Genomic DNA, 17,883 nt, shown 5'->3' on the forward strand with positions numbered 1-17,883 from the left:
TTTATCCTTTAACAGCGCCGGCAACCAAGCCTGATACGATCTTTTTCTGGAAGAAAATGATCAGCGCGACGATCGGTAATGTGATTGAAACTGCACCTGCAGCGGTCATAGACCAGTATTTAATGTCATCGGCACCAAACTGCGATATCGCAACTGGCATCGTTGCTGCATTTGTTGCGGTTAACGTCAGTGGAATTAAGAATTCGTTGTAAGCCAATAGGAAAGTGAACAAGCCTGTCGTGATAATACCCGGCCACATTACAGGGACGATCGCTTTAGCAAAGGCTTGGAATTGATTACACCCATCCATCATCGCCGACTCTTCTAGCTCTTTAGGAATGTTCATGAAGAACGAACGCATCATCCAGATAGTGAAAGGTTGGTTAATTGCGACCAGCACTAGGATTAACACGATGTGCGTATCGTAAAGCCCAACCATACGGGTGAACTCGTAGTAGGGAATTAAGAACACGGTATGGGGCAGTGAACGGAACACCAACGCCAGCATCAGTAACCAGAAGCCCAATTTACCTGGGTAGCGAGCTAACGCGTAACCCGCAAAACAACCGATGCTCAGTGAAATCACCACCACACCCAGCGTAACGATAACGGAGTTAATCAAGAATTCACTGAATCCGAACTCTAGCCATAAGTTGGCATAGTTCATTGCGGTGGGTTCGAACACCCAAACTGGTGGATTAGAAAACGCATCAACCGGTGTTTTAATGGACGTCATAATGGTCCAGAAAAATGGAAAGGCGCAAAACAGAACCCACAAGCCCATGATTCCATACACCATTATCTTTTGAATATTTAGGTTACTTGGGTTCATGTGCGAATTCCTTTTTGCTCTTTATAAGTCAGGTATAAGAAAGGGATCAGTAGTACGAATATGCCTAGCATGGTTAATACTGAAACGGCGCTGCCTTTTGCCACAGCGTCTTGCACAATGCCAACGCGGTAGTTGTAGTACATAAGAGTCTCTGTCGCATTTAGGCCCCCCGTCATTACCGCAACGGAGTCAAACAAGCGGTAAGCATCCATGATACAAATCATCGAAATAAACAAAATGAGAGGCTGCAAAGCCGGTATCACAACATGTTTAATCTGATCCCACTGATGTGCGCCATCCAGAACAGACGATTCCAACGTGTCTTGTGGTATCGCCTGTAAGCCAGCAAAGAACACGATCGCAGCGAACGGCGTTACTTGCCAAATACCGTAGAGGATGATTAAGGCGCGAGACTCAAACACATCGCTGAACCAGTACACTTGGATTCCAACTAGGTTTAATAGGTAAGTGATGTAACCAAAGTCTTGGAACAACCATGAGAAGATCAAAGTACCTACCACAGGGGTTACCACGAATGGCAAAAGCGTCGCAGCCATAAAGAATCCGCGGACCTTCTGACTGAGTTTGTTCAGCGCTAGGGCGACAATAAAGCCTAGAACCAGCACACTGATGACGACGCAGACTGTGTAGATGAATGTAAACTCAAAGGCCGACCAAAACGCGTCGTCTTGAAGGATATCGAAGTAGTTTTCGAAACCTACGTAGCGAAGTTCGCCTTTAAAGTTGAATCGGTTCAAAGACAGGTACAAAGTCATCACTAATGGTGCCGCCATGAGCAGCAACATTGAGGCGATAGACGGGCCTGAGAAACCGAGGAAATTACGTAAATTCATGACTGCTCCTTAGTCAATGTAACCTTGTGCTCGCGCTTCTTTGTAATAGCCTTCCGCTGCTTCGTTCAGTGCGACTTCGATGCTAGTTCTTCCTCGTAATGCGTCAGGTAGCTTGTTGCCGATCTCTGTGTGCGCTAAACCGTAGTAACCCTCACTAGGGAAAGGTTTCGCGCCACGCTCAATCATCTCTGCAAGCGCACCCAAATAACGATATTGCTCACCTTCTACTTGGTTTGCTGATTGACGAGACAAGAAAGCCAGTTCAGCCCCTTCTTTCATGTTTTCTTTGCTCATTGATTCCATCATGATCTTGAACACCAGTTCGCGGTCTGAATTCAGGCGATGCGGGAATACGTACCCATCCCAGAATATACTTGTAGCCGGTATGGTGGTGTTCTTATTCGCCGTTGGTGCCATTGAGTAGTTCACTTTACCAACCACTTTAGATACTTGATCGTTGTCCATCTCTGAAGCACGCGTTGCCCATACGTTACCCATAGCGGCTTTGTCTTGTTGGAAGTTCACCATCACTAAATCATTCGATAGAGACAGAGCATTCGGAGACATTAATGGCAGCAATGACTTAAGAATGTTTGCTGCTTCTACGCCTTTTTCGCCATCAAATAGAGGCTTGCCGTCTTCATCAAAATATTGACCGCCTAAAGACAAATAGATGTTGGTGAATTCAGTCGCTAGGTTCCAACCTTTACCCATTGCTTGAGAAAGAGGGTAGTCGATGCCAGCTTTTTGAAGTGCTTGTCCCGTTGTGACGACTTCTTGATAGGTATGCGGTACTTCTAGGTTATGTTGGTCGAATAGATCTTGGCGATAAAAGAACTCTTGCATGTTTAACTGGATTGGCAGCGCGTAGATTTCACCGTCGTGTCTTGCCAGATCCCATATGCTTGGTGGAATGTCTGCGAGGTTGTATTCATCCCAATATTTTTCAACGAGATCCGTGATTGGCTGGATCTGTTCTTTTAGTAAGAATTCGTGGTAGCTCTGAGCCGATACTTGGATAACATCGTAAGGGGAATTACCACGACGGCTTGAAAGTACGATTCGTGCTTGCTCTTGAACTGCACTGCCACCAACCAGCTTGTTTTTGATTTCTAGCTTTGATGTCTCGCACTCTTTCATCTTATCTGAGAAGTGTTTTAGAACTGGGTAACTGTTCGATAGCAGGGAAATTTTGCCTTCTGCTTCTAGGTCGCCAAGGTCACAAGCGGCATAGCTTGGTGCCGATAAGATAGCGCCAGTACATATGGCGAGTAACGATAATGTTCTTTTCATCTTTGGTAATCCTTTACTACGTAATTTATGTAGGTCATAACCATCGTGAGGGCTGTGTCAACGCGGTCAGGTTTTGCATGTTCACGACTGTCATTGCATGTTGACGACGGTATTGCATGTCAACGACGGTATTGCTGATCTAAGTGATTAAGCTGCTTGGATACAGCTGGTTGCTTGTTCGCGATAAATGCGTTGTTCAGATTCAGTATCGAAAAGGTAGGTATGATCAAGGTTGAACTTAAAGCCCACGCGATCGCCCATTCCAACCGTACAATGCTTGTCTGTGCGACAAATAACGTAATGCTCATCAACCTGAACGGTAATCAGTGTGCATTCTCCGGTCATCTCAACGGAATAAACGTCGCCATAAAGATTACTTTCTTCAACGGGACACAAAGCCACGTCTTCAGGGCGCACTCCTAATGTCACAGCTGCATTGTCTGAGGTGTTAAATCCTTCAACTGAACAGCTAACGCCCGAGAATGTACCCGCAGACAGGCTGCCTTTAATGAAGTTCATACCCGGAGAGCCAATAAAACTCGCTACAAACAAACTTGCTGGGTTGTTGTAGATCTCTTTTGGTGTGTCCAATTGTTGAATTTTGCCTTGGTAAAGCACCGCAACACGGTCCGCAAGCGTCATTGCCTCAATTTGGTCATGAGTTACGTAAACCGTCGTACGCTGAAATTCGTGGTGTAGGTTTTTAAGAAGGGCACGCATGGAAACGCGTAGCTTCGCATCTAGGTTGGATAGGGGTTCGTCCATCAAGAACATACGAGGCTCACGAACGATTGCGCGAGCCAACGCAACACGTTGACGTTGACCACCAGAAAGGGTCGCAGGCTTTCGGTCAAGTAGATGTTCTAGCTCAACACGCTTGGCTGCGCGCATAACACGATCATGCAGCTCGTCTTTTGGTACGCGTTGCATCTCAAGAGGGAAGGCTATGTTTCCGTACACGGTCTTTTGCGGGTATAGGCCGTAGCTTTGAAACACCATCGCAATATCACGATCTCTAGGATGAGTGTCGTTGACGTATTCACCATCAATGTAAACCTCACCTTCGCTTGGTGTATCAAGACCAGCGATCATTCGCATCGTCGTTGTTTTACCGCAGCCTGATGGGCCTAGTAAAACCAGAAACTCTTTGTCTTTGATTTCCAATGACAAGTCATTAATGGCGGTGAAATTGTCCCAGTACTTCTTAATGTTCTTGAGTGAAACTGATGCCATGATTTACTCCATCCATGTTTGAATTGGTTTTTGCATACGAATCCATTTTGGCAAAAGAGAGATAAACAGCAACATATAATTAACAATTAATACATCTTCGTATCAATACTGTGTGAGGAGTCATATTAAGACTATTTGGTCATCTTGATTAGATAATAACCGGTTGACATTGCTCAAAGCTTGACCGGGTAAGGGGTTGGTGGATGATTTGGATAGGTATGCATTCTATAGGTGGAAATGAAAAGTGAGCCGATTGGCCCACTTTATGTTTATACAGATTGTTAACTTTGCTCTGTGTCACCCCAAGATATTCGGTAAGGTGAGAGATAGTGCCGGAATAAAGGTGATGAGCATCAAAGCGACGAGTAGGGCACCAATCCAACCTATGATAGCTCGAGACAAGGATTCAATGGGGACATTGCCGACTTGACTCGCCATGAAGAGGTTGGCTCCGAGTGGCGGAGTCACAAAGCCGATGGCTAGGTTCACTATCATCACGATACCAAAGTGAATTGGGTCCATTCCTAATGCTGTGACGATAGGTAGCAGGATTGGAGTCAAGATAACAATCGCCGCTAATGTCTCCATGAATGTACCGACGATGAGCAGAAGCGCAGTGATACATAGCAAGATGAGCAGTTTGTTTTCCGTAATAGAGAGAATGAACTGTGCGATTTCCGTTGGTAGGCGTTCAAGCGTCAGGATTCGACCAAAGGTGACCGAAGCACCCACAATCACGAGTACAGCACCAACCAACAAGGAAGATTCTAAAATGATCTTAACGACCTTTTTATAATCGAGTTCTTTGTAGACGAACATGCCGAAGAACAAACCATACAACACACCAATCGCAGCGGACTCTGTCGGGGTGAAGATACCCGAATAGATACCACCAAGAATGATGACAGGCAATAACATCGCCCATATCGCTTCTTTTAATGCAGTGAGGCGTTCTGGCCATGTCGCTTTTCTATCATTGCCTTTGTAGCCACGAATTTTAGATACGATCAAACAGTAACCGATCAGCACTAAACCAACCACAACCCCGGGCACGATGCCGGCCATGAACATTTTGGTGACGGACACTTCGGCGGTGATTGCGTATACGATCATCACGACAGATGGAGGGATAATCACCCCAATACCACCTGAAGAGGCAATAAGTGCGCCAGCAAAACTGCGGTCGTAGCCCTTTTTGACCATAGACGGGATCATGGTTAAGCCAATGGCGGCAACGGTTGCTGACCCTGTACCAGAAATCGAAGCGAAGAACATACATGCTACGATCGCGACAATACCCAAACCACCAGTGAAGTGACCAAAGAAGACTTCTGCAACGTGAAGGAGGCGTTTAGAAATTCCGCCTTGGCTCATTAAGTTGCCAGCAAGCGTGAATAACACGACAGCAAGAAGAGGGAAGGAATCTAACCCTGTAACCAAGCCTTGAACTAAGAACTCAACGTTTAAAAATGGGAGGCTCAATATCGCGAGCATGCTGGCACCAGCGAGTGCGATACCAACGGGTACGCCAATTAGAAGCAGTAATCCGAAACTGCCAAATAATAAAGCAGAGGTCATAAGCTTAGCTCCAACAAACGGTTAGAAGTGCGATGTTTTGCTTTCAAGTGACGGTAACGATGTTGAGTGAGTCGAACGGGTTTTGGTGAGTAAGCAATGATTGAAATGCGCTTGTTAATGCTGACTACCAATCGAATGGAACTTAACATGGCACACACAAGAACCGAAGCGTATAAGCATGCAATTGGGATTTCCATTGCTGGGGCGATCTGGCCCAACTTTAAGCTACGGCCGATAACCTTGAAACCAAACCAAGCGATCGTACAGCTGAAAGCTAGGTAAATAAGGTCAGAAAGGATCAGGCTGTAGTGGGTTAAATTACCCGGTAGTTTGTCGATGAATAGACGAATACGGATATGTCGGTCATCGCGAATGCAGTAGCTGATGCTCAAATACATTGCCCAAACAAAAAGATAACGAGCGAGTTCTTCTGCCCATGCAATTGAGGCATCGAATAGGCGCAATGTAATTTGTAAGCATAATAAAGCGGTCATTAACGAAATAGAGAACACGATAAGTGTCGGTTCGAAATATCGGTCGAACAGTCGAAACCATTTCATACGTTACTCCTGAGAGATGTTGAAAAGGGCATTTGATGCCAATGAATACACGACTTTCAGGCCAAAGGTCATTCGTTTATAGAATGTCCTTAAGGCCTGAGCTAACGATTCGCAGATCGTTAAAAGTTAATTGTCGGTGACAGGTAATAGATGATGCGAGACGCGCGTGATTTATAGATGTTCTATCTCGGTAATCACGCTGTCGAACAACTCTTCACCCGTTTTGCTGCGCAGTTCTTGATACACAGCGGCATTCATTTTTTCTTTCATCTGAGCACGAACGTCAGTTGGTACCACATTCACTGTCATGCCTTTGGCTTCCAGCTCTTTAATGACTTCCTGATTTTGCTTAGCGGCCAATTCACGTTGCTTAGCAATTGTTTCTTGGCTGACTTCGTTGATTAGCGCTTGTTGGTCACTCGGTAGAGAGTCCCAGAACTCTTTATTCATGAATAACACGTAGTTGGTGTAGATATGATTGGTGAGCGACAGGTACTCTTGCGCTTCGTAAAAACGTTCAGCATAGATAGAGTAAACCGCACTCTCTTGCGAATTGATTAAGCCCTGTTGCAGTGAAGTAAATATCTCGCCCCAAGAGAGTGGTGTAGGCGCTGTGCCCACAGATTTCCATGCACTGATTTGGGTTGGGTTTGATGCTGAGCGAATCTTTAAGCTGTTAAGATCTTCAATACTTTCGATAGGTTGCTTGTTGTTTGTGATGCTACGAAAGCCGACTTCCATGAAGCCTAAACCGTGGAATCCTTTTGACTCCATTGAAGTGAGCAGTGGTTTGCCGATCTTGTCACTGTCTAATGCTTTGTGTGCTTGTGCTTCATCTTCAAACAGGTAGAACACATCAAGCACGTTAAATTCAGGTACGTAAGGTGAAAGCAGTACTGATGCCCCAAAAGTCATCTGTAAATTGCCTTGTTGTACGAGCTCTGTGGTTTCACGAACGTCGCCGAGTTGTCGAGCAGGGTAGATCTCCACTTCAAGTTCGCCATTCGAGCGAGCTTCAAGCTCTTTTTCAAAGTGCAGCATAGCCTTGTGCACTGGTGATGTTTCTTGGCTATCGTGAGCAAGACGAATAACGTTGCTTGCAAACGTATTCATACTAGATAGGGTTAAGCCGAGGGCAGTAATCGAGGTAAAGATTGCGCGTTTCATTGTTCTTCCTTGTTCATCACATGACTTTTTATGTGCATTCATTAGAGTCATGTTGGTCAGTGGGTTTTTATTCCGCACTTCATATCCTTATTTTGCATACGAATCCAAAATATAAACACGCAGCTAACAAGTCAATAACAAATCCGTAAAAGTGATAAAGAAGTTAATTCGAATCGATGAAATTTTAGGCGAGATCACAGAAAGAAGCCCCGATATGAGATTAGGGCTTTTGCTTTAATTTATTTGGCTTTAGTGATGAGGAGAATATCGAATTTAAGGAGGTAGGGCTTAGGCAATATCAGCTAAACCCTTACGAACGTTATGATGTACTACCGCGTTCGATAATGATGCCGGGTTCTAATAGGTATGTACCTTCCGCGTCCGTATTTTCATTGATACGTTGCATTAAGTCTTCTACTGCACTTTGAACAATTTTACCGATTGGCTGCGCGATGGTGGTGAGATCATAGCTAGGCCATGATGCCATTGGAATATCATCGACACCCATAACAGCAAAGTCCCCAGGAATACTAAAGCCCAATTGTCTTAGGCCATCCATGACGCCCATCGCGAGGATATCATTGGCACAGAAGACTGCGTCAGGTTTTGACGTGTGTTCTATCAACTCTTTGGCCGCTTCTAATCCTGCTTCAAAACTGTACTTGGAATTGATGAAGATAGGTGACGCTGCCTCACGTGCTTTCACGGTTTCAGCAAAGCCTAACCAACGCTTGTCACTGGTCATCGATCCGGCATCGCCACTCACGTAAGCTAATTGTTTATAGCCTTTATCAAGTAAGTAGTCTGCAGCTTGCATGCCTGCTTTTTGGTTATCTAAGCCTGCGCTATTCGCGTTGATGCCTTCGGTATATCGGTTAATTAGGCTCAAGTGAACGCCAAACTTCTCACATTGTGCAAACGCACGTGAAGTCAGTCGGCTGGTGGCGATGATCAAACCATCAACTTGGTACTCAATCGCTCGTGAGATGGCGAGATCTAAGTCATCTTTGTCGATAGGGCAAAGAACAACTTGACCGCCACGCTTTTGGATTTCCATCGCAAGTGCACGCGATTGCAAGTCGTACATTGGGTTCGACTCGCTATCAAGTGCGATTGCGACTAATCCTGAGCGATTGGAAATGAGCCCACGAGCGATGGCATTCGGCGTGTAACCAAGTTTGGTTGCAGCATCCATAACCATTTTACGTTTCTTTTCGCTAATACTTGCGGTTGGGCTAAATGCCCTAGAAACGGTAGATTGAGAAACGCCGAGCATTTTGGCGACATCAATAGAGGTAACTTTCGCTTTTATGGGGAATCTCCTTATATCGCGATAAATCCAAGCGCAACACGATACTAAATGAGCTCGGTTTGATAATTACAATACGTGTAACATTTGAAATCACAACGAAAATTTATGAATTCATGACGCTTTGCTCATTTCGAAAGCCATCAATGATCATTTTGTGTTCAGAGCCCACACAAAAGAAACTGACTCCAAGCTCTTTCCAGTTGCGAGCCGCTCGAGCATTCGCAACAAACATACCTACAGGTTTGTTAACTTGTTGACCTGCTTTGATTATTTTTATGCTCGCTTCTCGAACACATTCGTCATTTACACTCTCAGCGCCATAAGATACGGTTAAGTCTACTTGGCCGATGAACAGGGCATCGATACCGTCAACAGCTGCAATGGTATCGGCATTGATTACGCCTTCTGGGTCTTCAATTTGGGCGATCACCACTGTGTTGTTCTTACTGTCTTTTAGGTGGTTAGCCATTGGTTTCGTTGCGTATTTCGCAGCGCGACTCGAACCAGCATAGCCGCGTCCTCCTTCACCGTAATGAGACATCTTTACTAACTTCTCAGCTTGTTCAGCACTGCACACGTGAGGGATTTGAATGCCCGTCGCACCACAATCTAAAGCGTTCAATAAGGTTGATGGCTGGCTATCTTGAACTCGAACTATGCAGGGCAGTTGATTGGCTCGAGCGGCAAGAATACAGCTATCCAATGATGAACGATCAAACGGTGCGTGCTCAGCATCCAAAACAACGAAAGGCAGCTCAGCTAATGCAAGCACCTCAATGATGTGTGGGTGGGGTGTTTTGACGAACGTTCCGAGTCGGTCTGTGTTTTTCAGAATGTCTTTGAAGCTATCCATTTGTTTTAATCTCCATTGCAAAGGTATGCAAAACTTAACATGTGTTGTTGTAAAAAAAGAGTAAAAACAATGTGATCAATATGGCATTAATTGATTGTTTTTCAAACATACCATGTCGTGATTTAGTCTGTTTTTATGGTTTTAATTTATTAAAACAGGCACTTAGTAATTATTTACTCATGTTAAATAGTGATTTGCCAAGTGTTAAAAAAATGTTTATGTTTATTTTGCATTCGTATCCAAAAGTATACAAAAACAAAAAATAACCTCTGAAATTAATAGCAATTAACAAAAACTCGGCATACGCCACAAGGAGAATTACGCATGGCTCGCATTCTAAAACACGGCATCACTGAAGAAGCATCGGCATCAAACAACGCGCAAGTACGTCAAACGGTTGAGAACATTCTTTCTGACATCGAAAAGAAAGGTGATAGTGCAGTTCGTGAACTTTCAGAGAAATTTGATAACTGGTCTCCTGAGCAGTTTCGTTTAACCGATGAGCAAATTCAGGCATGTGTGGACGCATTGGATGAATCAACTAAGCACGATATTGAATTCGCACAAACACAAGTACGTAATTTTGCACAGATCCAACGTGACTCAATGCACGATGTTGAAGTTGAAACGATGCCAGGTGTGGTACTAGGACACAAAAATGTTCCGGTAAACAGTGTTGGTTGTTATATCCCAGGTGGTAAATACCCATTGGTAGCCTCTGCACACATGAGTGTTCTTACTGCCAAAGTCGCTGGTGTGAAACGCGTTATTGCTTGCGCTCCTCCTTTTAATGGTCAACCAAATGTAGCGATTGTTGCCGCGATGGCGATGGCGGGTGCAGACGAAATTTACTGCTTCGGTGGCGTTCAAGCGGTTGGGGCGATGGCTCTTGGTACCGAGACGATTGCCCCAGTCGACATGATTGTTGGTCCAGGTAATGCTTTTGTTGCAGAAGCAAAACGCCAACTGTTCGGTCGTGTTGGTATCGATTTGTTTGCTGGTCCAACAGAAACATTGGTTATTGCTGATGAAGAAGGTTGTGACCCTGAATTAGCAGCAGCGGATCTATTGGGTCAGGCTGAGCATGGTTATAACTCTCCAGCTGTTCTTTTGACGAACAGTGAAACATTTGCAAAAGAGACAGTAAAAGAAGTTGAGCGTCAGCTGACTATTCTTCCTACTGCTGAAATTGCAGGTAAGGCTTGGGAAAATTACGGACAAGTTATCCTGTGTGACAGCTATGAAGAGATGGTTGAAGTGGCCGATGACCTTGCTTCTGAGCACGTACAAGTTATGACAAAAGATCCTAAGTACTTCTTAGACAACATGACGAACTACGGTGCGTTGTTCTTAGGTCGTGAGACTAATGTTTCTTACGGAGATAAATGCATCGGCACTAACCACACTTTGCCAACGAATAAAGCAGCGCGTTACACGGGCGGTCTTTGGGTCGGTAAATTCATTAAAACGTGTACTTACCAGCGTGTAACGGAATCAGCGTCGTTGAAAGTCGGTGAATACTGCTCTCGCTTATGTGCACTAGAAGGTTTCGCTGGTCATAAAGAGCAAGCCGATATCCGTGTTCGTCGTTACAAAGAAAAATTGGTAGAGGCATAACATGACGAAACTCGCCTTAGTTACAGGCGGCAGTGGCGGCATTGGTGCCGCCATATGTCACAAGCTCGCGCAATCTGGCTACCGTGTTGTGTTTACCTACAACAGCAACGAAAGCGCAGCTCAAACGATCTTAGATACCTTGGAAGGCTCTGGCCACGCTATGTATCAACTGAATGTTGAAGACAGTTCCGCAATTGGTGCGTTAGCCGAACAAGTGAAAGAGTCGTCAACTTCTTTAGACTTGTTAGTGAACTGTGCTGGCATGACCAAGTTTGTCGCGCACAGTGATTTAGAGTCACTCAATGATGAGCTGATAGATAAAATCTTCCGTGTAAATGTGCGAGCTCCATTCGCAATGGTACGTGCATTCGAACCTTTACTTCGTAGCGCTAAAGGTTGCGTGGTGAACATCACTTCAATTGCGGCACAAACGGCAATGGGCAGTAACGTGGCTTACTGCGCGAGTAAGTCTGCAGTTGAGAATATGACGCGATCTTTAGCGCGTGCCTTGTCTCCTGATATTCGAGTACTTGCTGTGGCTCCAGGCCTAGTGGACACCGAATTTGTCAAAGGTCTCGATGATGAGTGGCGTAACGCGCAAGAGCAATCAACACCGCTAAAACGATTGGCGAGTGATCTCGAGGTTGCGAATGCCGTTTATGCAGCAGCAGAACTACTGACATTTTCAACCGGCAATACCATTGCAGTCGATGGTGGCAGGCCTTTAGGTAATTAATGTAAAGCTGCGGTTCGCGGCTTATGCACCTAACATCAGCGCTTTGGGGGGAAATAACTAGAGCGTAGGTTAGGTAGGAAGGAATTTAGAATGACCCTACAATATAAAATTAATAACAATTTAGTCCGCTACATGGAACTGATTCCTGGTACGAGTGCATTCATCGATGCGCGCACTCCAGGCAGCGATCTAAAAGATAACTTCTGCATTATTGGAGCAGGAGTCGCGGAAAGCAGCCGTCAGCATGTTCATATTCGTGAAACGGCTGGTTTTAACATCGGTGCTGCTGGTCAGCCTCCGGGTATCAAGAACTCTCTGCATTCACACCATACCGCAGAACTGTTCGTTGTCTTCAAAGGTCAATTCAGATTTTATTGGGGCAATGAGGGTGAAAATGAAGCTGTGTTGTCACATGGTGATGTTATCTCTATTCCTACTAACCTTTTCAGAGGTTTTGAGGTGGTAGGGCGCGATTACGGCTTTATGTATTCTGTGTTAGGTGGTGATAATTCCGGTGGTGGCGTGGTTTGGCACCCGAGTGTGATTACCGATAGCCAAGGTTACGGTTTATACCTGAAAGCAGACGGCACACTGGTTGATACCATTGACGGTGATACCGTTCCAAATGACTCCGATCTGATGCCACTGTTAACGGCAGATGAGCTTGGTCAATTTGATACCTACACGGCTGAACAGATGATGCCATTTGTTGCGCTGAAAAAGGATTACCGAGAAGTGTCGGGTGATTTTGACAAGCCTGGCGTTAAGCAGTTTGCGTTAACAGGACACCCATCATCTGGCTATGACTTCCAAGTTAAAAGCGTAGATGACGTGAGTATAATGGCTTATGAACTGACTGAAGGTGCGAGCATCCCAGTACATAAACGCAGTGAGAAGCAGGTGCTGATTAACTTTGAAGGTGACACTTTGTTAAACATCGTTCAAGACGGCGAGCAAGCACAAGTCGTCCTGACCACCGGTGATGTGTTCAGCGTTCCAGATGGCGCGTCATACAGCCTTGAAAACCTACGTGGGACTAGCTTTACTTATGTCGTTCTTGGTTCTGACCAACCACAAGCTTTGTAGGATAACGAATGATGAAACCAGAAGTACCACTGTTATGGCTACCTGGTTTGTTGTGTGATGAAACGTTGTTCCAAGACGTCAATAAAGAGCTGCCCGACTGGGTGGCTCCTTTTACTTGTGACTTAGGAACGCAAACATCCATGCAAGCTTTGGCAAGGAAGGTCTTAGAAAATGCCCCTGAAAGCTTTGTTCTCGGTGGATTATCTATGGGGGGAATCCTCGCGTTTGAAGTGTTTAGACAAGCACCTGAGCGGGTGAAAGGCTTGATCTTAATGGATACCAATGCCGCTGATGAAAAGCCTGAGGTATCTGAAAAAAGAAATTCTCTGGTAGATAAAGCAAAAGCTGGGGAGTTTGAGTCGATAACACCTGATATTTTGATGCCACTTCTTATCCATCCTAACCAGTTAGTGAATCAAGAACTGACTCAACGAATTACTCAAATGGCGACTAACATCGGCATGGAAAGGTTTGAGGCTCACGCTCAGGCGTTGGCGACTCGTCCTGATGCGAGACCACTATTGGCCGATATTCAGGTTCCGACGTTGATCATTACTGGGAAAGATGACCTGTTATGCCCAATCGATAATCACCTGTTAATGGCAAAACACATAAAGCAGGTATCACTTCATGTAATTCCTGATTGTGGTCATCTATCGACAATGGAACAGCCTAAGGTGGTCGCGCATCATATTTGTAGCTGGTTTAAAGCAAGTCTGCCTGAATCTTTATAGTTAACGGCAGAAGCCGGTTTTTTATGAGTAGAGTGTCTTGTCACTCTACTTGAACATGAAAACCCTTTGCTGACTCATGATTCGTTTCCCATCTGTCGGGCCACAAACTCCACAAACCTATCTTTGAGTGGATTTTCACTCTTCCTATTCCATATCAACCCCACTGGCCAAGTGGCGTATTCACCTTCTAACGCAATGAATTCCACATCGGTGTTACTAATGAACTGCGCACTGCTAGGTACAATGGTGAAACCGATATTGGCAGAAACCAAGGCAAGCAGGGTTAGGATATCATCGGCTTCTTGCGTCTTTGATAAGTCGATTTTATTGGCAAGGCAATATTGTTGAATCTGTCTGTCTAACCCAGGGCCGCGATGTTGGGCCAGCTTTAGATAAGGCCATTTCGATAACTCAGAGACGACGAGGTTTTTGCTTGGCGCTTGCTTGAGAAGATCTTTGTGTATCGCGACCACAAGCGAATCATTGAACAGTGTAAGGCTTTCTAAATCCAATGATTCTGGTATCCGATTGAAGCTGATATCGAGCTCATGGTTTAACAGTTCATCTGTTTGTTGCTTGGAAGGTGTGTCATTTAACGTGATATGAACGTCTGAGTATCGTTGTTTATAAGCTGCAATAAGCTTGGGTGCTTCATGATAAGTAGACACGCCAAAGGCAATGTTCAAATGTCCCTGAGTCCCGTTCACCACAGAGCCTGACAGCTGCTCAAACGCCTGCATTGAATGAACCAAACGTTGGGCTTCTGCCAGTAATGTTCTTCCTGCGTGCGTGAGCTCTGCGCCATTCCTGCCACGAGAAAACAAAGATGCCCCAATGTTGGATTCAAGTCTTTGAATCTTTTTAGTGAGTGCCGATTGAGTGATGTAGAGCTGCTCTGACGCCAAACGGTAATTGCCCGACTTAGCCAGCTGACAAAATGCCTTCAGTAGATCAAATTCCATTCCAAATGCTCATTGAATTGAGAATATGTTTCATTGTATGGAATTGAATTGATTTTTTATACTAGGTTCATACCAATCAGATAAAGCAAAGCTTGAGGACGAATCATGAAGAAAGACATCAAAGTAGCGTCGGTTCAATTTAACCACCACGCAGGTGATAAGGCGTATAACTTATCGGTTATAGAGCAATACGTTCAACAAGCTGCGGACAGTGGCGTGGAGATCATCAGTTTTCCTGAGATGTGCATCACTGGCTACTGGCATGTGTCTGCTTTGTCACGAGATGAAATTGAAGTGTTAGCGGAACCTGTACCGAGCGGTGAATCAACTCAAAAACTCATTTCGCTGGCAACGCAATTTGGCATGAGTGTTGGCGCGGGCTTGATAGAGCAGGGTACTGATGGCGAGCTATACAACACCTACGTGTTCGCCATGCCTAATGGCGAGGTGCAGAAACATCGAAAACTGCACACCTTTGTTAGTTCTCATATGAGCAGTGGCGACCAATACACGGTGTTCGATACGCCGCATGGTTGCAAAGTTGGTATCTTGATTTGTTGGGATAATAACTTGGTCGAAAATGTCAGGATCACTGCTTTGAAAGGGGCAGATATATTGATTGCGCCACACCAAACGGGCGGTTGTCATTCACGAAGCCCGAACGCGATGAAGCGAATTGACCCAGAGTTATGGTTTAACCGAGATGAAAACCCAGAGGCGATTCGTGCTGAAATGCAGGGCAAGAATGGCCGCGAGTGGTTAATGCGTTGGTTGCCTGCTAGAGCGCACGACAACGGTATGTTTGTGGTGTTTAGTAATGGTGTCGGCGTTGATATGGATGAAGTAAGAACAGGCAATGCGATGATCCTCAGCCCTTATGGTGAAATCATTACTGAGACTGATAGTGTTGATAACGATATGGTGATTGCAGAGCTAAAAGCAGAAGAGTTAGACATGTGTACTGGCAGACGCTGGATTCGTGGCCGTAAGCCAGAGTTATATCATTCACTCACACAACCTCTTGGTCATGAACTTGATCCGCATCAAGCGCGTTTTTCAGAGAAGTAATGGTGTAAACGCTGGTGAAAAAGGATGTATTAGGGACGGTTGAAAGGGAGGGGAGAGAAGGGTTCCTGATGTAGTCTACCCACTTAAACTGTTTTTAAGTGGGTAGACTATTTACACATCAAGCATCAAGCACCAAAAGTCTAAGTTCTATTCTCAGTGTCGAGTGCGAGAAGACGTCAGTTCTGATGCGCGAAGCTGAGCAACGGCTTTTGCGAGTTCAAGCTGAGCTTGTGCAAAGTTGATGTCTACATTGCCCTTATTGATATTTTCTAGAGCTGCATATTTCGCTTCTTCTGCGCGAGCGCGGTCAATATCTTGGCCGTGCAGGGCAGTATCGGCTAACACCGTTACCACATCCGGCTGAACTTCCAGCATCCCGCCAGAGACATAAAGCACTTGCCCCTCTGATTTAGGGTCTGTGACAAACACTGTCACGCCTGGCTTTATTTTACTGAGAAGCGGGGAGTGACCGGGGCGGATCCCCAGCTCACCATCAGCGCCAGAAACGGCTAAGGCATACGCTGGACCTGAAAACAGCGTACCTTCCGCACTTACAATATTAAGTTGAAATGTATTATCTGTAATTCCGATAGCCATGGTGCACCTGCCTCTTAGAGTGATTTTGCTTTGTTAAGCACTTCGTCGATAGAACCACAGTACAAGAATGCTTGCTCTGGGATATCGTCATATTCGCCGCCTAACAGGCCTTTAAAGCCTCTTAGTGTTTTGCTTAGCGGTACAAATACACCTTTCTGACCAGTAAACACTTCGGCTACGTGGTAAGGCTGAGTTAAGAAACGTTCAATCTTACGAGCGCGAGATACGGTCTGTTTGTCTTCAGTAGACAGCTCATCCATACCAAGAATCGCGATGATGTCTTTTAGCTCTTTGTAGCGTTGCAGCGTTGTTTGGACTTTTTGTGCAATGTCGTAGTGCTCTTGACCAACCACAAGCGGGTCCAATTGGCGAGAGGTTGAATCCAATGGGTCGATTGCAGGGTAGAGGCCCAATGCCGCGATATTACGAGACAGTACAACGGTCGCATCTAAGTGAGCAAAGGTTGTTGCTGGCGATGGGTCAGTCAAGTCATCCGCAGGCACGTATACCGCTTGGATAGACGTGATAGAGCCCTGTCTAGTCGAAGTGATACGCTCTTGAAGCACACCCATCTCTTCAGCGAGTGTTGGTTGGTAACCTACTGCTGAAGGCATACGACCTAACAGTGCTGACACCTCAGTCCCCGCAAGCGTGTAACGGTAAATGTTATCAATGAACAACAGTACGTCACGACCTTCATCACGGAAGCGCTCAGCCATAGTCAGGCCTGTAAGTGCAACACGTAGACGGTTTCCCGGTGGCTCGTTCATTTGGCCGTAAACCATGGCTACTTTGTCTAGTACACCCGCTTCTTTCATCTCGTAGTAGAAGTCGTTACCTTCACGAGTACGCTCACCAACACCGGTAAATACAGAGAGACCTGAGTGGGCTTTTGCGATGTTGTTGATAAGCTCCATCATGTTGACGGTTTTACCTACGCCAGCACCACCGAACAGACCGATTTTACCGCCCTTTGCGAACGGACAAATAAGGTCGATAACCTTAACGCCGGTCTCAAGAAGTTCAGTGCTGTTTGCTTGTTCTTCATAAGAGGGTGCTTCACGGTGAATTTCGTAGCTTTCTTTTTGACCGATTTCACCACATTCATCGATAGGCTGACCAAGCACGTTCATGATACGGCCTAAGGTTTCTTCGCCCACAGGAACGGTGATTGGAGAACCTGTGTTTTCAACAGTTAGGCCGCGGCGCAAGCCGTCTGACGTACCCATTGCAATACAACGAACGATGCTGCCACCCAGTTGTTGCTGAACTTCCAATACGAGAGAGCTTGCTTCCTCGCTAGTCACTTTCAATGCATCATAAACGCGTGGGCTGTTGCCGCCGCTGAACTCGACGTCTACCACCGCGCCGATAACTTTAACTATTTTTCCAACACTCATC

General features: G+C 45.5%; 17 protein-coding genes. 5 read left to right on the top strand and 12 right to left on the bottom strand.

Annotation, left to right across the window (positions count from 1 at the left end; genetic code table 11):
* Position 1: 1 nt before the first annotated feature.
* From QWZ07_RS01025 to QWZ07_RS01065, 9 genes are all read right to left on the bottom strand, one after another.
* A complete protein-coding gene (locus tag QWZ07_RS01025; protein ID WP_065112880.1) occupies positions 2 to 832 on the bottom strand; it encodes a carbohydrate ABC transporter permease in 831 nt (276 codons plus the stop codon).
* Positions 829 to 1,686 carry a carbohydrate ABC transporter permease gene (locus tag QWZ07_RS01030; protein ID WP_065112881.1) on the bottom strand — a complete coding sequence of 286 codons (858 nt, stop codon included), beginning with the start codon at positions 1,684 to 1,686 and terminating at the stop codon, positions 829 to 831. Before QWZ07_RS01030 ends, QWZ07_RS01025 begins: the two co-directional genes overlap by 4 nt.
* Before the next feature lie 9 nt (positions 1,687 to 1,695).
* Positions 1,696 to 2,979 (bottom strand): ABC transporter substrate-binding protein, encoded by a 1,284-nt coding sequence (locus tag QWZ07_RS01035; RefSeq protein WP_065112882.1) that lies wholly within the window; start codon positions 2,977 to 2,979, stop codon positions 1,696 to 1,698.
* 147 nt (positions 2,980 to 3,126) lie between these two features.
* A complete protein-coding gene (locus QWZ07_RS01040; protein WP_065112883.1) occupies positions 3,127 to 4,212 on the bottom strand; it encodes an ABC transporter ATP-binding protein in 1,086 nt (361 codons plus the stop codon).
* A 297-nt stretch (positions 4,213 to 4,509) separates the two neighbouring features.
* Entirely contained in the window at positions 4,510 to 5,790 is a 1,281-nt protein-coding gene (locus QWZ07_RS01045; RefSeq protein WP_102579623.1) for a TRAP transporter large permease, read from the bottom strand.
* Entirely contained in the window at positions 5,787 to 6,350 is a 564-nt protein-coding gene (locus tag QWZ07_RS01050) for a TRAP transporter small permease (RefSeq protein ID WP_102579643.1), read from the bottom strand. Before QWZ07_RS01050 ends, QWZ07_RS01045 begins: the two co-directional genes overlap by 4 nt.
* A 171-nt stretch (positions 6,351 to 6,521) precedes the next feature.
* Entirely contained in the window at positions 6,522 to 7,517 is a 996-nt protein-coding gene (locus QWZ07_RS01055; RefSeq protein ID WP_065205991.1) for a TRAP transporter substrate-binding protein, read from the bottom strand.
* 319 nt (positions 7,518 to 7,836) lie between these two features.
* A complete protein-coding gene (locus QWZ07_RS01060) occupies positions 7,837 to 8,793 on the bottom strand; it encodes a LacI family DNA-binding transcriptional regulator (protein WP_192852531.1) in 957 nt (318 codons plus the stop codon).
* A 139-nt stretch (positions 8,794 to 8,932) separates the two neighbouring features.
* Positions 8,933 to 9,682, bottom strand: a complete 750-nt coding sequence (locus QWZ07_RS01065; protein WP_192852532.1) for an HpcH/HpaI aldolase family protein — start codon at positions 9,680 to 9,682, stop codon at positions 8,933 to 8,935.
* Positions 9,683 to 10,006: 324 nt separating this feature from the next.
* Between QWZ07_RS01065 and hisD the strand changes: the two genes are divergently transcribed.
* From hisD to QWZ07_RS01085, 4 genes are all read left to right on the top strand, one after another.
* Positions 10,007 to 11,299: a histidinol dehydrogenase gene (gene hisD, locus QWZ07_RS01070; protein WP_017111909.1), complete on the top strand. Its 1,293-nt coding sequence runs from the start codon at positions 10,007 to 10,009 to the stop codon at positions 11,297 to 11,299.
* Position 11,300: 1 nt separating this feature from the next.
* The gene (locus QWZ07_RS01075; RefSeq protein WP_102486199.1) at positions 11,301 to 12,035 is read left to right on the top strand and encodes an SDR family NAD(P)-dependent oxidoreductase; all 735 of its coding nucleotides are present in this window, start codon (positions 11,301 to 11,303) and stop codon (positions 12,033 to 12,035) included.
* A gap of 90 nt (positions 12,036 to 12,125) precedes the next feature.
* Positions 12,126 to 13,121: a cupin domain-containing protein gene (locus QWZ07_RS01080; protein ID WP_192852533.1), complete on the top strand. Its 996-nt coding sequence runs from the start codon at positions 12,126 to 12,128 to the stop codon at positions 13,119 to 13,121.
* An 11-nt stretch (positions 13,122 to 13,132) separates the two neighbouring features.
* Positions 13,133 to 13,855 (top strand): alpha/beta fold hydrolase, encoded by a 723-nt coding sequence (locus tag QWZ07_RS01085; protein WP_390226461.1) that lies wholly within the window; start codon positions 13,133 to 13,135, stop codon positions 13,853 to 13,855.
* Positions 13,856 to 13,929: 74 nt separating this feature from the next.
* On the opposite strand, the gene QWZ07_RS01090 is transcribed toward QWZ07_RS01085, so the two are convergent.
* Positions 13,930 to 14,817: a LysR family transcriptional regulator gene (locus tag QWZ07_RS01090; protein WP_192852535.1), complete on the bottom strand. Its 888-nt coding sequence runs from the start codon at positions 14,815 to 14,817 to the stop codon at positions 13,930 to 13,932.
* Between the two features lie 105 nt (positions 14,818 to 14,922).
* On the opposite strand from QWZ07_RS01090, the gene QWZ07_RS01095 reads away from it, so the two are divergent.
* Positions 14,923 to 15,885 carry a nitrilase family protein gene (locus QWZ07_RS01095; protein ID WP_017111914.1) on the top strand — a complete coding sequence of 321 codons (963 nt, stop codon included), beginning with the start codon at positions 14,923 to 14,925 and terminating at the stop codon, positions 15,883 to 15,885.
* 153 nt (positions 15,886 to 16,038) lie between these two features.
* Here the strand turns inward: QWZ07_RS01095 and QWZ07_RS01100 are convergent, their stop codons facing one another.
* On the bottom strand, positions 16,039 to 16,482 hold the full coding sequence (locus tag QWZ07_RS01100; RefSeq protein WP_004730391.1) for a F0F1 ATP synthase subunit epsilon: 444 nt from the start codon (positions 16,480 to 16,482) through the stop codon (positions 16,039 to 16,041).
* A gap of 14 nt (positions 16,483 to 16,496) precedes the next feature.
* Entirely contained in the window at positions 16,497 to 17,882 is a 1,386-nt protein-coding gene (gene atpD / locus QWZ07_RS01105) for a F0F1 ATP synthase subunit beta (RefSeq protein WP_192852536.1), read from the bottom strand.
* Position 17,883 lies beyond the last annotated feature (1 nt).

Origin of the sequence: Vibrio lentus (genome assembly GCF_030409755.1) — a bacterium.
Taxonomy (GTDB): domain Bacteria; phylum Pseudomonadota; class Gammaproteobacteria; order Enterobacterales; family Vibrionaceae; genus Vibrio; species Vibrio lentus.